Genomic DNA, 15442 nt, shown 5'->3' on the forward strand with positions numbered 1-15442 from the left:
CAGGAAGACGATGGGCGAGCGCCGGTAAACACGGGCTCGAACCGTGTCCTCCCCGTCATAGCGTGAGGCTGCCGGGATGGCGGCGTCACCGTGGGATGCCATGAATTTCATTCTTTACTCCGACGTCAACGACAGCTCCATCAGCCAGAGTCTCGGCCGTCCCGAGTACAGTTACTACTTCGTGCTCAAGGCGTATCGACCGCTGTTCGAAAGCCTGGGACCGGTGCATGTCGTGTCATCGGCCGCCGAAGTCGATCCGCTGTACCGGCAGTTGCAGCAGTCCGGTCAGGACTGCCTGTTCATTTCGTTCGCGCCACCGCACAAGACCCCCACTGACTTGCAATGTCCGATGGTGTGCGTGGTCGCCTGGGAGTTCGACAGCATTCCCGCCGAGCACTGGGACAACGATCCACGGCATGACTGGAGCCGCACACTGGCACGCCTGGGGCGGGTGATTACCTTGTCCACCCATACCGCCGAAGCCATCCACCGGACTCTGGGTGACGACTTCCCGGTGCTGGTGCTGCCGACGCCATTGTGGGAGCGCTTTGCCGACATTCGCCAGCAATACCCCGGCACGCCGGTGAACGCCGGTGCCACGCTGCAGATCAAGGGTTGCATCCTGGACAGCCGCTCGATGGGGTTGTCCGCCGATGGCCTGATCGCGCCGATCATCGAGCAACCACCCGTGGAAATCGTTGAGCCGGAGCCAGTACCGCAACCAGAACCAGAACCGCAACCCGCGCCGCCGTTGACCCTGCGGCGACGCCTCTTCATCACCAGGCATTACGTGCTGCTGTGGTATCGCGAAGCCATTCGCGATCTCGTGCCGGATGCCGTTCGCCCATGGCTGGCCAGGTTTCGCAGACCTCAGCCATTGCCGATCGAACCCGTCGTCAGTGCACCCGCCGTGCCGGATGAACCCGTCATCAGCGCAGCTTGCGCGCAGGACGAGCATCCACAAGCGGCTTTCCCCGACACCAGCCAAACGGTCGAAATCGTGGTCGACGGCGTCATCTACGTGAGCGTGTTCAACCCTGATGACGGGCGCAAGAACTGGCACCACCTGATCACCGCGTTCTGCTGGGCGCTGCGTGATGTGGAGGACGCCACGCTCGTGTTGAAGATGACCCAGAACGACCTGTCGACCTATTACGTCGAGCTCATGACCTTGCTGTCCCAACTCTCGCCCTTCGCCTGTCGCGTGGTGGTCATGCACGGTTATCTGCAGGACGAGCAGTTCGCCCGTCTCTATGGCGCGGCGAGTTACTACGTCAACGCTTCACGCTGCGAAGGCCTGTGCCTGCCGCTGATGGAATTCATGTCATGCGCCCGGCCGGTGATCGCCCCGAACCACACGGCGATGCGCGACTACATCGACGACCGCGTGGCCTTCGTCGTCAAGTCCAGCCAGGAACCGACGATCTGGCCGGAAGACGCGCGCATCCTGTATCGCACCCTGCGCCACCGTCCGGATTGGGGCTCGTTGAAAATGGCTTACGAGAACAGCTACGCCATGGCAAAAAACCAGCCGGACGCCTGGCAGGCCATGGCGGACGCGGCCAGCGAACGCATGCACGAATACTGCAGCTTCGCACCGGTACAGCAGCGGCTGGCGCTGTTCTTCAAACAGGAATCGGTCCGTGACGTCGTGCCGGTGGTTGCCGAAACAGGGGCTGCATCGTGCTGATCATCATTCATTCGGAAACCAACAAGAGCAACATCCAGCAGAACCTGGGGCGGCCCGAGTACAGCTATTACTTCGTCCTCAAGGAATTCCGCCCGGTGCTCGAACGGCTGGGGCAGGTGATCGAGGTCAGCAACCCCGACGAGTTGGTCGACCGGCTGTATTTCGATTGCCTGAGCCGGGGCGAAGACTGCGTGTTCCTGTCCTTCTCCCCGCCGCATCGCACGCCGGTCCACTACGCGTGCCCGACGATTCCGGTGTTCGCCTGGGAGTTCAGCACCATTCCCACCGAGAGTTGGCAGGGCGAACCGCGGCATGACTGGCGGATGGTGTTGGGCGCGTGCGGGACGGCGATCACCCACTCCAGCTTCACCGTGAATGCCGTGCACGATGTGATGGGCCGCGATTATCCGGTCAGTGCCATCGCGGCCCCCGTCTGGGACCGTTTTGCCGCCCGTGGCGAGCTTCTGGACAAGCGTCCGGTCGTGGGCCCCACGCGCCTGAACCTGCGCGGGCTGTTGATCGACAGTCGCACGGCGGATTTGCGCCCCTATGGCCCCGAGCGTTTGCGCGAGGGCACGCCGATCGCCTTCGATCAACCGCCGCGCGACTGCGAGCTGTTGCTCGAGGGCGTGGTCTACACCTCGGTGTTCAATCCGTACGACGGCCGCAAGAACTGGAAGGACATGATCAGTGCGTTCTGCAGCGCCTTTCGCGATACGCCCGACGCGACCCTGGTGCTCAAGCTCACGCACCATGACATCGCCAACGCACTGTCCGACATGATGCACCACGTCTACAAGAACCAGTCCTACCAGTGCCGCATCGTGTTGATCCACGGCTATCTGGCCGATATCGACTACGAGCGCCTGGTCGAGGCCACCAGCTACGTCGTCAACTGCTCCTACGGCGAAGGGCAATGTCTGCCGTTGATGGAGTTCATGTCCTGCGGCAAGCCGGCGATTGCGCCGCTGAACACCGCCATGGCCGACTACATCGACCGTGACAACGCGTTTATCGTCGACAGCACCGACGAGCTGACATCCTGGCCCCACGATCCTCGCGCAGCCTATCGTACCCTGCGTTACGTCACGGACTGGGACTCGCTGTGCACGGCTTTTTCTGCCAGCCATGACGTTGCCAGACAGGACCTCGAGCGCTATCAACGGATGTCGGCCCATGCCGTGCGAAGCCTGCAGGGATTTTGCAGCCAGGCCGTTGCCGAGCAGCGCCTGAAAGCCGTGTTCGAGCAGTTGCTGCAACGGCGTGAAGCAAACTGCGCACAAGCGTCTGACACATGATCCGGCGCCTGCTTGCGAAGTTGCGGCCTGCACCGGTGGTGGTCGCCGCACCCGAAACACGAGTCTCGCCCAGGGATATCGGTTTGTACGATGCCCTGCTCGACGGCTGGTTTCTGGGCGACAGCGGCGAACTGCTCAAAGGGTTTGCCATCACCGCCGACGACACCTTGCTGGATGTCGGTTGCGGCGAAGGCGTGGCGACCTTGTTTGCGATCCGCCAGGGTGCTTCGGTGATCTTTACCGACAGTGAACATGACAAGGTCCGCGAGCTTGCCCGGCAAGTGACGGCACAATCGGACCAAGCGAACCTGGGGCTGGTCAGCAACAGTTTGCCGCTGCCATTGGCCGATGGTTGCGCGAGCAAAGTCGTGTGCATGGAAGTGCTCGAGCATATCGACCAGCCGGAACCCTTCATGGCCGAACTGGTGCGCATGGGCCGCCCCGGCGCGCAGTACCTGCTGAGCGTACCGTCGCCGGTGGGCGAGCATTTGCAGAAAGGCATCGCCCCGGCCAGCTACTTTCAATCGCCCAATCATGTGCAGATTTTCACCCCCGAGCGGTTTGCCGCGCTGGTGGAGGACGCGGGCCTGGTCATCGAGCATCGCCAGGCCACCGGGTTTTTCTGGGTCATGGGCATGATTTTTTTCTGGGCCAGTGAACGGGCCGCCGGGCGCGACCTGGGGGGGGCGGTTCGCGACCGGATCCAGGCGCCGTACCCGCCGCTGATGGAGAGCTGGGCGAAAACCTGGCAGGACTTGCTGGCCCAGCCCGACGGGTTGGCGATCAAGCAGATGCTGGACCGGTTCATGCCCAAGAGCCAGGTGATCATTGCTCGAAAACCTCATGTCCAGGAGGGCGCATGAGCAACGAAAAACGGATCATGGACATCGAGTTGTTGCGTGGCATTGCGGTGCTTGGCGTGCTGTTTCACCACCTGCAGGACAGCCTGTTCGCGGCGGCTGTGCCCTTGCTGCAGGCCATCACGCTGTACGGCCAGCCGTGGTGGGGCGTGGATCTGTTTTTCGCGATTTCGGGCTTTGTCATTGCCCGCAGCCTGATCCCGGCCATGCGCCGCTGCACAACGCGTCAGGAGTATTGGCAACAGACGCGCAATTTCTGGTTGCGCCGGGCCTTTCGATTGCTGCCGTCGGCCTGGTTGTGGCTGGCGCTGATGTTGCTGGCGTGTCTTTTTCTCAACCGCTCCGGCGCCTTCGGCACCCTGCACGCGAACCTTCAGGCGACCCTGGCCGGCGTCGCGCAGTACGCCAATTTCCGCTTTGCCGACAGTTTTTATCGCTACGAGTACGGCACCAGTTTCGTGTACTGGAGCCTGTCGCTGGAAGAGCAGTTCTACCTGCTGTTCCCGCTGATGATCGTGCTGTTTCGCAAACACCTTGTATGGGCTTTGCTGGCGCTGGTTGCGGTGCAGTTGTTCACCCTGCGCACGCCGATCCTGATGGTGGTGCGCACCGACGCGCTGGCCCTTGGCGTGCTGTTGGCGATGTGGAGTACGCAACCGTCGTACCTGCGCTGGGAGCCAACATTCCTGCGTCGTCCATGGGCGGGTGTCGCCGCACTGATCGCGGTGTCGCTGCTGCTCGGTTTCATGGCAACGGACCGCTTTACCTTCACCCATTACCGCATTGGTGTGATCGCGGTGCTGTGCGCAGTGCTGGTCTGGATCGCTTCCTACAACCGCGATTACCTGTGGCCGCGCGGCGTGCTCAAGAACCTGATGACGTGGGTCGGCAGCCGTTCCTACGGGATTTACCTGATCCATATCCCGGCCTACTTGCTGGTACGTGAATTCATTTTCCGTCTACAGGCTGCCGGGCTCCCCAGCCCGGCTGGCCATCCGATACTGATGTTGCTGATGGCTGGCGGCCTGATCGTGCTGCTGAGCGAACTCAACTATCGCTTCATTGAAATGCCCATGCGCAACCGCGGCGCCTCGCTGGTCAAGCGCCTGGACACCTCCCGAACAGCCGTCTCATCCTCTGGAGCCACCTCATGCTGAGCCTTTTGAAGAAACTCACGGCGGGCACGCCCGCGCCGGTGCAGCCAGAGATTGCGCCTGCGCCACCCGTGGCGGAGAAGGTCGACCCCTATATGCTCGGCCTGCACGACGCGATGCTCAGCGGCTGGTTCAATCAGCAGACCGGCGAACTGTTCAGCGGTTTCCCGGTGACCCCCGAGGACACACTGCTGGATGTGGGCTGTGGCGACGGCGGCAACGTGCATTTCTGCGGGATGCGCGGGGCGAAGATCATCATCGCCGATATCGACGCGGCCAAGGTCGAAGCGACCCGCCAGCGCCTGAGCGATACACCGGCCCGTGACGTCGAATGTCACGTCACCGACTGCAACCCGCTGCCGATTGCCGATGCGACCGCCACGCGGGTGGTGTCGACCGAGGTCATCGAGCATGTGGACGATCCGGCCCAGTTCCTCGCGGAACTGGTGCGCGTCGGTAAACCGGGCGCGCTGTATCTGCTGAGCGTCCCGCACCCCAGCTCTGAAGAGCTGCAGAAAGACATCGCGGCGGCCGAGTATTTCCAGAAGCCCAACCACATTCGCATCATCAGCGAAGAGCAGTTCAAGGCGATGGTCAGCGATGCCGGCCTGGAAGTGATCAGCCACAGCCAGTATGGATTCTACTGGTCGATGTGGATGCTGCTGTTCTGGGAAGCCAAGGTCGACTTCAGCAACCCGGACCATCCGTTGCTCAACCACTGGGCGGACACCTGGCAGGCAATCCTGGCTTCGCCACGGGGTACACAGATCAAGCAGGCGCTGGATGCGGTGGTAGCCAAGAGCCAGGTGATCATTGCGCGTAAACCCTGATCCACCAGCGCTGCAAACGACGGCCTGCAACAGGCCGTCCGTCACCGCCATTCGGTGACCGGCGAGCATGCGCCGAAAGGCCGGCGCAACTTTCCTGGGCCAAACCAGCGACCGCATTTTTGCAGAAGCACTATGTTCGTCGGCTTACGACTGCTGCGCAGCCGAACGGGGCGGTGCGGCGATCCGACAAGCCCCCTCACTGCAGGACTTGCCATAGCCCTTCCGTTAACGTAAAGATTGCAGCAGGGCGCCGATGTATGAAGGCGCAAGGGCGGACGACCCGGAGCGCTTGATGACGCTAATAAAAACAAACTCCCCCAAATTGCATCGCGAAGCCCGGCTGGCCCGGGAAAAGCTGCACCTGGAAGGCGAAGTGCCGGATGGCGTCCTGCGTGCAGAAATCGATGCCTCATGGCGGCGCAGCCTGAGTCATGGCGTGCATTTCAATGCCAAGCACGAACTGGCGCTGGAATCGAGCGCCAGCCTGGACCTGTTATTGGCCAACAATCGCCTGCTGATCGACGCCGCGTTGCCGGCCATCGATTACCTGGCCGAGCGTCAGGGCAAGGAAGGGCTGATCATCCTCGCCAACTCCGACGCTACCATCCTCGCCGTCGAAGGCCGCGGCGACCGCCTCAAGGGCAGCGGCCTGCAGGACATCACCCTCGGCGCCTGCTGGAGCGAAGCGGTTCGCGGCACCAACGCCCTCGGCACGGCACTGGTGGAAGCGCGGCCAACCCTGATCGATTGCGGCGAGCATTATCTGGATCGCCTCAGTGATTTTTCCTGCACTTCGGTGCCGATCCATTGCCCACAGGGCGACATCCTCGGTGTTCTCGACCTGACCCGCGAAGGCCCACTCGGCCGCGCCCACGACAGCACGGCGCTGCTGGCCATGGCTGTCAGCCAGATCGAAAGCCGGGTGTTCAATGCCAGTTACCCGGACGAAATCGTCTTCGCCTTCCACAGCCGTCGCCAATACCTCGAATCCCCGTGGCAAGGCTTGCTGGCGGTGAGTCTCGGCGGGCAGATCCTCGCGGTCAGCGCCCAGGCTTGTCAGTTGCTCCACGCCGAGCGCTCGGCCCTGATCGGTCGGCGCTGTGAGGAATTTCTCGGGGTCGACGGTCTGCAATTGTTGGCGCGCCTGCATCAGGGCGGCACCGGCAGCCTGCAGACCGCCAAGGGGGAGTTCTTCTATAAAACCCTGCGCGCGCCGCAACGCTCGATCAACGTCAGCAGCCCGCCGCGCACTGTCGCGAAACCGGCCAAGGCGCAACCGGATCTGGAAGCGCTCGCTGGCAGCAATACGCGGTACGCGCGTGCCTTGCGCATGGCCCGTCAAGGGCTGGCCAACGAACTGCCGGTCTTGTTGCTGGGCGAAACCGGCACCGGTAAAGAGGTGATCGCCCGCGCCCTGCACATGGCCGGCGCGCGCTGCGACAAACCCTTCGTGGCAGTGAACTGCGCGGCCATTCCCGAAGGCCTGATCGAGTCCGAACTGTTCGGCTACCGCGAGGGTGCGTTCACCGGTTCACGCCGGGGCGGCATGGTCGGGCGCCTGCAACAGGCCCATGACGGCACCTTGTTCCTCGATGAAATCGGCGACATGCCCCTGGCCTTGCAGGCCCGACTGTTGCGGGTGTTGCAGGATCGCAAGGTCGCGCCACTGGGTGCCGGCGAAGAGCAGGACATCGACGTCGCGCTGATCTGCGCCACCCACCGCGACCTCAAGCGTCTGGTGGAAGAAAAACACTTTCGCGAGGACCTGTTCTACCGGGTCAACGGCATCAGCGTGATGCTCCCGGCCCTGCGCGAACGCGAAGATTTCGCCGCGCTGGTCAGCCGCCTGCTGACGACACTGGGCGCGCCCGCCGTGGTCCTGCACGATGATCTCGATCGTTTGCTCAGCGGCTATCAGTGGCCGGGCAACATCCGCCAGCTGGAAATGGTCCTGCGCACCGCGCTGGCCATGCGCGAACCGGGTGATACCGTGCTGACCCTCGACCACCTGCCCGACAGCATGCTCGACGAATTGACCGCCAGCGAACGGCCTCAGGCCGGCAGCATCCGGGAAAACGAACTGGAGCTGATCCGTCAGTCCCTGGACACGCATCAGGGCAATGTCTCGGCTGCCGCCGACGCCCTGGGTATAAGCCGCGCGACCCTGTATCGCAAGCTCAAACAGTTGCGCTCCTGATGCAACGCCTGATCGTTCGGCTGATCGACAGCCAGAACCCCGAGGCCCTGCAAGCGTCGCTGCGCTGGCTGTACAGCTTCGTGCGCCCCCATCGCCTGGCGATTGCCGGGCTGCTGGGCTTGTCGGTCTGCGCTTCGGCGTTGGTGCTGGTGCAACCCTGGCTGACCAAACTGTTGATCGACGACGGCCTGCTGGCGCGCAACTTCCCGATGCTGGTGCTGATCGCCGGGCTGATGATCGTTGCCGGGTTATTGGGCACGGCGCTTTCGGGAATCAACCGCTACCTGCATACGCGACTGTCCGGGCGCATGCTGTTTGCCTTGCGCGATGACCTGTACCGGCATCTGCAATCCCTGTCGCCGAGCTTTTACGGGCAGCGGCGCATCGGTGACCTGATGTCGCGACTCGATGGTGACGTCGCGGAGATCCAGCGATTCGCCGTGGACTCGCTGTTCTCGGCGGTGTCGAGCGTGATCGGTCTGGTGGTTGCCATCGCGATGCTGTTTACGCTGTCGTGGAAACTTTCGTTGCTGGCCCTGGTGCTGATCCCTCTCGATGTCCTCTGGCTGCGCTGGATGCGGCGCAAGGTCGAGCGCGATGTGCGGCAGCTGCGCGAGCGTTCGGCGGACATGTCGTCGTTCATGGTCGAGACCTTGCCGGTGATGAAGTTCATCCAGTCCGCCGGCCAGCAACAGCGCGAAGCGCGGCGCCTCGAAACACTGGGGCAGGGCTACATGAGCCAGTTGCTGCGCCTGCAAGTCACCGAGTTTTTCACCCAGGCCGTGCCCGGCACGCTGACCTCGCTGTCCCGGGCCTGCGCCTTTTTGATCGGCGGATACTGGGTGGTGCAGGGCACCTGGCAGCTCGGTGCGCTGATCGCGTTTTCCACCTACCTGGGGATGGCTGTGGGGCCGGTACAGAGCCTGCTCGGGCTCTATGTGGCGATTCAGCGGATGACCGTCAGCCTCGGCCGGGTCATGGAGTTGCGCGGCGAACAGGCGACCGTGTCGACGCCTGCCAGACCACGGCCGATGCCCGATGGCGGCGATCTCTGGTTCGACAACGTGCACTTCGCCCACCCCGGTCGCCAATCGACCCTGCGCGGTATCGAAGCGCGGATTCCTTACGGTATGAAAGTGGCCCTCAGCGGCGGCTCGGGCGTGGGTAAATCCACCCTGATCGACCTGCTGCAACGCCATCACGATCCGCAATCGGGACGGGTACTGCTGGGGGACGTCGATGTGCGCGAGCTGGACCTGTTCCAGTTGCGTCGACGCATTGCCATCGTCAGCCAGGACATCGTGCTGTTTCGCGGCAGCCTCGCCGACAACCTGGCTTACGCGGTGCCGGATGCCAGCCGCGAAGCGATTGCCGAAGTGGCGCGCCTGGCGCAACTCGACAGCCTGATCGAGTCCTTGCCCCAAGGCCTCGACAGTCCGCTGGGTGAACGCGGCCAGCAGTTGTCCGGTGGGCAGAAGCAGCGCATCGCGATTGCCCGGGCGCTGTTGCAGGACCCTTTGATTCTGGTGCTCGATGAAGCGACCTCCGCGGTGGACGAAGCCACCGAGCGCGAAGTCATCGACGCCATCGACCGCTTGTTTGCCGCACGCACGCGCATCCTGATCAGCCATCGCCCTTCAACCCTGGCCGATGCCGATCTGCGTTTCGAATTGCTCGACGGCGTGCTGACCTCGAAAACGGTGCTGCATGAAACCTGAGTTGCGCGTGGGTGTGGTGGACAGCGGCCATTCGGCGGCGCAAAGGGTGCAAGTGATCGCCGGTCGGCGCTTTTCATTGCTCGAAGATGGCCTGGCCGAGGGCGACTTGCGCGAAGACCCGCTGGGGCATGGCAGCGCGGTGATCGAGGCGATCAGCCGGCGTGCACCCTCGGCGCTGTTTTGCGTGGCCCAGGTGTTCGACCAGCGCGGTGTCACCAGTGCCCTGCAGATCGCCACGGCGATTGACTGGCTGGTGGCGCAGAACGTGCGACTGATCAATCTGAGCCTCGGCCTGCGCCAGGATCGCAGCCTGTTGCGCGCGGCTTGTGCGGCGGCGGTGGCGCAGGGCGTGCTGCTGTGTGCATCGAGCCCGGCCCAGGGGGGCGGGGTGTTTCCGGCGAATTATCCGCAGGTGTTGCGGGTGACCGGCGATGCGCGCTGCGCCGAGCGGGAATGGTCGTGGCTCAACAGTGCCCAGGCGGATTTCGCCGCCTGTGTGCATGGCACTTACCCGGGGCAATCCGGGGCGAGCCTCGGTTGCGCCGCATTGAGCGGACACATCGCCGCGTTCCTCGTCGAGCAGCCTGATGCCAGCAATGAGCAGATCCTCGAGTTTCTGCGACAGAACGCACGTTATCGCGGCCCCGAACGGCGTTCCGGACCATGACCGCGATTGTGATTCTGGGTGCGGGGCCGGCGGGCGCGGCGGTGGCCTTGGGGCTGCGGCGACTGGGTTATGCCGTGACACTGGTCAGCGAGTGGCGCCGCTTTGCTGCGCTGGAAGGCGTGTCCGTGCGGGTGCTGGAAGCGTTACATGGCGCAGGCCTGCAAAAGGCGTCGGCGCAAGCGGCGTTGCCTTCCCGGCGACAGGTGAACTGGAACGGCCAGCAGCATGCGCAGAACGTTGAATACCTGCTCGATCGCCCGACCTTTGATCGCGGCTTGCGCGAGGATTTGCGCTTGGCTGGAATTGATCTTGTTGAAGGTCGAGTGCTGTCGGTACAGACCTGCGCGAGCGGACATCGAATCGAGATCGACGGCCACGAATCGCTGGTAGCGGACTTTCTGGTGGAAGCCCGTGGACGCCAGGCGCCGACCCTCGGTAAAGGCTTGCGCGGCCCCGAGACGGTCAGCCTGCTCAATCGCTGGCAAGGTACGCCGGGCAGCACCGTCAGCGCCGTGGAAAGCCTTGCGGACGGCTGGGCATGGATGGCGCGGCGCGCCGACGGCCAGTGTTACTGGCAATGGACGGTGGACGTGGCTAGCGCCGGGTTGCCGGGCAAGGCGATGTTGCTCGATTACTGCCGGCAAAGACGTGGGGAGTCGGCAGTGGCTCGTGGTTTTTTCGGCGGCGAACCGGAGCTGGATTTGCAGCTGCATGCCCGCAGCAGCACGGCGATTCTCAACCCGCAGGTGTGCGGCGATAACTGGATTCGGGTCGGTGATGCGGCGATGGCCGTGGACCCGTTGTCGGGCAATGGCATCTTTCAATCCCTCTCCTCGGCGTTGCAGGCGCCGACGGTGATCAACACGCTGTTGTGCAAGCCTGAGCGAGCGGCTCTGGCCCGGCGTTTCCACGAGCAGCGGGTGGAACAGCTGTTCCTGCGGTTCGCGCGGATCGGCCGGGATTTCTATGCTGATGAGCAGCGTTGGCTGGATCAGCCATTCTGGCAGGCACGACGGCAATGGCCGGATGCTGAAATTGCCCATGCCGAGGCCGATTTCAATGCCCTGAGAATCGAACTCGCACCGGTGTTGCGTGACGGATTTGTCGATGAGGCCGAGGTGGTGATCACGGTGGATCAGCCGCTGGGGATCTGGCATGTGCAGGGGGTTGAGGTGGCGCCACTGGTGCGGCGATTGCGCACTGAGCCGGCTGAGCAGGTGTTGGCCGGGTTGACCGTCGAACAGGGGAGGATGGTTCGGGGTTGGTTGTTGGCTCAGGGATTCAAACCCTGATGTTTGAGCTGTCTGGACTGGCCTCTTCGCGGGCAAGCCCGCTCCCACAGTGATTGGTGTGTTGCCCAAAATTGCAACTACACCACAAAACCCTGTGGGAGCGGGCTTGCCCGCGAAGGCGGCCTAAAGGACGCTACAAATCACAACTTGATCAACACCGACTTCAACTCGGTGTAATGCTCGATCGCCGCATACCCCATTTCACGCCCGACCCCGGACATCTTGTAGCCGCCGAACGGCAGCGCCGGGTCCAGCGCGCTGTGGCAATTGACCCACACCGACCCCGACTTGATGCGTGGAATCATCCGGTGCACCGCCGCCAGATCATTCGACCAGATGCTCGCCCCCAGGCCGTAGGGGCTGTCATTGGCCATGCGCAGGGCATCGGCTTCGTCGTCGAACGGAATCGCCACCAGCACCGGGCCGAAGATTTCTTCCTGCACCAGTGAGTGCTTCTGATCGACATCGACAATCACCGTCGGCTTGACGAAAAAGCCCGGCCCGAACTGCTCGCCGCCGCAGGCGATGGTCGCACCGCTTTCCCGGCCCTTTTCGATGTACCCGTAGACGCGTTCCTGCTGGCGCGCCGAGATCAAGGGGCCCATGTCGACGCTCGGGTCCAGGCCGTTGCCGAGTTTCATCGCGTTGGCGATGTCGCTGATGTCCGCCACCACATTGTCGAAGTGCTTGCGCTGCACATACAGCCGCGAACCTGCGCAGCAGACCTGGCCCTGGTTGAAGAAAATCGCGCTGGCGGCCCCGGCCGCGGCGGTTTTCAGGTCGGCATCGGCCATGACGATGGTCGGCGACTTACCGCCCAGTTCCAGGGTGACCCGGGTCATGGAGTCCATGGCGATCTTGCCGATCTGCTTGCCCACCGCGGTGGAGCCGGTGAAGGTCAATTTGTCCACCAGCGGGTTGTGGGTCAGGGCGGAGCCTGCGGTAATGCCGGTGCCGGTGACCACGTTGAACACGCCTTCGGGATAACCGGCCTCCAGCACCAGCTCCGCGAGTTTAAGTGCGGTCAGCGGGGTTTCATCGGCGGGTTTGAGTACAACCGTGCAACCGGTGGCCAGGGCCGGACCGAGTTTCCAGCAGGCCAGCAGCAGCGGGAAGTTCCAGGCAACGATGGCACCGACCACGCCCACAGCTTCTCGACGGATGAAGCTGTGGAACTGATCGTCGGGCATCAGCGGTGCCGAGACGTCAACCGTCGAGCCTTCGATCTTGGTCGCCCAGCCGGCCATGTAGCGCAGGAAGTCGATGGCCAGTTGTACGTCCATCACCTGGGCCACGGCGGCACTCTTGCCATTGTTCAGGCATTCCAGCTGTGCCAACAGTTCGGCGTCGCGCTGCATCAGGTCGGCGAGTTTCCACAACAGGTTCTGCCGCTCCCGGGGGCGGGTGCGGGTCCAGGACGAATCGTCGAATGCCTGGCGGGCGGCAAGTACAGCGCGATCGACATCCTCCGGCGTTGCCCGTGGCACCACGCACAGCACTTCACCGGTGGCCGGATTGTGCAGGGGCATGGTCTGGCCGTCGGCGGCCTCGACCCAGTCACCACCGATGAGCATGCGCGGGGCGCGCTGGATGAATGCCGAAGTGGCGGGAAGCAGGTGTGGGAGCGACATGATGAAACCTCGTCTTGTTCGTGTGGCGAGGTCTTTCGCAATGGCTGTGCCAGTTGTGCTTGTTTGATTGGAACCCTGATCGGATGGGCCTATTGGGCTATTTGCCCATGACAGGGGAACCAGTGAGCGTCGCAAATTGCGACAGCGAGGATCAAAAGATCGCAGCCTGCGGCAGCTCCCACACGAAAATCGGCGTGCACCTGTAGGAGCTGCCGAAGGCTGCGATCTTCTGATCTTGATCCTATGCTTGTCTCAGAGTGCAACAGATGTCGCGATATTAGACGCAAACCCCCGCCTGCGGCCGAGGCAAAACACCCAATATTTTTTCCAAACGACTGATAAATATCACTATTCATAAGCTGGCACGCTCCGTGTATTGCTCATCGCAGACGTTTCTCCTGCCTCCGTCAGCGGTTCACCGCCGACGGCAGAAACCATAAAAACGATAAGCCACAACAATAAGAACGCACCGTGCGAGGTTCGACGTTGATGAAGAGAAAACTCCGATCAGGCATGAGCGCCAGCCTGCTGGCCGTAGCCGCTTGTGTAGCGCTGCATTCGCCTCACAGCCTGGCAGCCCGTGACGCCCAGACCATCCTCAAGGAAACCTGTCAGGGCTGTCATACCCCCGAAGCCGATAACGCCCTGAGCCGTATCAGCCACCAGCGCAAGACGCCGGAAGGCTGGCTGATGAGCATTGCCCGGATGCAGATCATGCACGGTTTGCAGATCAGCGATGACGACCGCCGCACGCTGGTCAAATACCTGGCCGACACCCAGGGCCTGGCACCGAGCGAAACCGACGGCGTGCGTTATGCGCTGGAACGCCGGCTCAATACCGTTGAGCAATTCGATGAGCAGACCAGCCAAATGTGCGGCCGCTGCCACTCCGGTGCGCGGGTGGCCCTGCAACGGCGGCCCGCCCAGGAGTGGGAACGCCTGGTGAACTTCCACCTCGGCCAATGGCCGTCTCTCGAATACCAGGCCCTGTCCCGCGACCGCGACTGGTTCGATCTGGCCCGCAAAGAGATGGTGCCGCTGCTGGCCAAGCGTTATCCGCTGGACAACCCGGCCTGGAAAAAATGGCAGAGCGCCGCGCCGAAAAGCGAAGCCCTGGCGGGTGACTGGAGCTTCAGCGGCCACTTGCCGGGCAAAGGCGAACTGGCCGGTGTCATGAGCGTGACCGCCGACGGCAGCGACACCTTCAAGGTCAGCGTCAAAGGCCAGTATGCCGACGGCACGCCATTCAACGGCGACGGCAGCGCGATTCTCTATACCGGCTATGAATGGCGCGGCAACGTGACCATCGATGGCGTGACCATGCGCCAGGTGTTCGCAGCGCAGGGCAATGCCATGCAGGGCCGCATGTTCGAGGCCGAGCACGACGAGCGCGGTCTGGACTTCGTCGCCGCCAAACAGGGTTCCCAGCGTTTGCTGGCGGTGCAACCGGGCTACGTGAAGGCCGGCAGCGAAACCGAAGTGACCCTGATCGGCAGCGGTCTTTCCGGAAAACCGAACTTCGGCAAAGGCGTGGAAGTGGTCGAAGTCGTCTCGCAGAGCCCGGAGCAGATCAAGGTCAAGCTCAAGGCCGCCGCCAATGCCCAGCCGGGCGCGCGTGCAGTCACCATCGGCACGCTGAAAGGCCCGAGCCTGTCGGTGTACAGCAAGATCGATGCAGTCAAGGTCGTGCCTGAGTTCTCGGTGGCGCGGATCGGCGATGGTGGTGGATCGACGCCGAAAGTCCAGGGCCGTTTCGACGCGGAAGCCTGGGGCAAGGGCGCCGATGGCAAGCCGTATCGCATTGGAGTGTTCCCGGCGCAGTGGAAGGTCGAAGCCTTCGACGACCGTGCCAGGGAAGACGAAGACGTCAAGTTCGCCGGCACCATGCAGGCCGACGCGGGCGTGTTCACCCCGGGCGATGCCGGGCCGAACCCGGCACGCAAGATGTCCACCAACAACGCCGGCAACCTCAAGGTGATCGCCGCCGTCGACGACGCAGGGAAATCCCTGACCGGCGAAGGCCACCTGATCGTGACCGTGCAACGCTGGAACAATCCACCCATTCCGTGATGTTGAAACCTGAGCTGCGTTGAAAACAACGGCTT

The 15442-nt window shown here is 63.1% G+C and carries 11 protein-coding genes; 10 read left to right on the forward strand and 1 reads right to left on the reverse strand.

The features are described 5' to 3' along the window. The first annotated feature begins 100 nt into the window (after positions 1 to 100). From KSS91_RS08610 to qhpG, 9 genes are all read left to right on the forward strand, one after another. Positions 101 to 1690, forward strand: coding sequence for a glycosyltransferase (locus KSS91_RS08610; RefSeq protein ID WP_217837617.1), 1590 nt, complete (start codon positions 101 to 103; stop codon positions 1688 to 1690). Then, a complete protein-coding gene (locus KSS91_RS08615; protein WP_217837618.1) occupies positions 1684 to 2988 on the forward strand; it encodes a glycosyltransferase in 1305 nt (434 codons plus the stop codon). The genes KSS91_RS08610 and KSS91_RS08615 overlap by 7 nt, the downstream gene beginning before the upstream one ends. Next, a complete protein-coding gene (locus KSS91_RS08620; RefSeq protein ID WP_217837619.1) occupies positions 2985 to 3851 on the forward strand; it encodes a class I SAM-dependent methyltransferase in 867 nt (288 codons plus the stop codon). Before KSS91_RS08615 ends, KSS91_RS08620 begins: the two co-directional genes overlap by 4 nt. After that, entirely contained in the window at positions 3848 to 5005 is a 1158-nt protein-coding gene (locus tag KSS91_RS08625; RefSeq protein WP_217837620.1) for an acyltransferase family protein, read from the forward strand. The genes KSS91_RS08620 and KSS91_RS08625 overlap by 4 nt, the downstream gene beginning before the upstream one ends. Continuing rightward, a complete protein-coding gene (locus KSS91_RS08630; protein ID WP_217837621.1) occupies positions 4999 to 5832 on the forward strand; it encodes a class I SAM-dependent methyltransferase in 834 nt (277 codons plus the stop codon). Before KSS91_RS08625 ends, KSS91_RS08630 begins: the two co-directional genes overlap by 7 nt. A 292-nt stretch (positions 5833 to 6124) precedes the next feature. Further along, the gene (locus KSS91_RS08635) at positions 6125 to 8029 is read left to right on the forward strand and encodes a sigma-54-dependent Fis family transcriptional regulator (RefSeq protein ID WP_217837622.1); all 1905 of its coding nucleotides are present in this window, start codon (positions 6125 to 6127) and stop codon (positions 8027 to 8029) included. Continuing rightward, positions 8029 to 9747, forward strand: a complete 1719-nt coding sequence (locus KSS91_RS08640; protein ID WP_217837623.1) for an ABC transporter ATP-binding protein — start codon at positions 8029 to 8031, stop codon at positions 9745 to 9747. Before KSS91_RS08635 ends, KSS91_RS08640 begins: the two co-directional genes overlap by 1 nt. Next, a complete protein-coding gene (gene qhpE / locus KSS91_RS08645) occupies positions 9737 to 10414 on the forward strand; it encodes a subtilisin-like serine protease QhpE (protein WP_217837624.1) in 678 nt (225 codons plus the stop codon). The genes KSS91_RS08640 and qhpE overlap by 11 nt, the downstream gene beginning before the upstream one ends. Continuing rightward, entirely contained in the window at positions 10411 to 11706 is a 1296-nt protein-coding gene (gene qhpG, locus KSS91_RS08650) for a flavin-dependent monooxygenase QhpG (RefSeq protein ID WP_217837625.1), read from the forward strand. Before qhpE ends, qhpG begins: the two co-directional genes overlap by 4 nt. A 140-nt stretch (positions 11707 to 11846) precedes the next feature. Here the strand turns inward: qhpG and KSS91_RS08655 are convergent, their stop codons facing one another. Beyond that, positions 11847 to 13337, reverse strand: coding sequence for an aldehyde dehydrogenase family protein (locus KSS91_RS08655; protein WP_217837626.1), 1491 nt, complete (start codon positions 13335 to 13337; stop codon positions 11847 to 11849). A gap of 489 nt (positions 13338 to 13826) precedes the next feature. On the opposite strand from KSS91_RS08655, the gene peaA reads away from it, so the two are divergent. Then, entirely contained in the window at positions 13827 to 15407 is a 1581-nt protein-coding gene (gene peaA, locus KSS91_RS08660) for a quinohemoprotein amine dehydrogenase subunit alpha (protein WP_217837627.1), read from the forward strand. Positions 15408 to 15442: the final 35 nt, after the last annotated feature.

It is taken from the genome of Pseudomonas azerbaijanorientalis (genome assembly GCF_019139795.1).
Lineage (GTDB): Bacteria > Pseudomonadota > Gammaproteobacteria > Pseudomonadales > Pseudomonadaceae > Aquipseudomonas > Aquipseudomonas laurylsulfatiphila.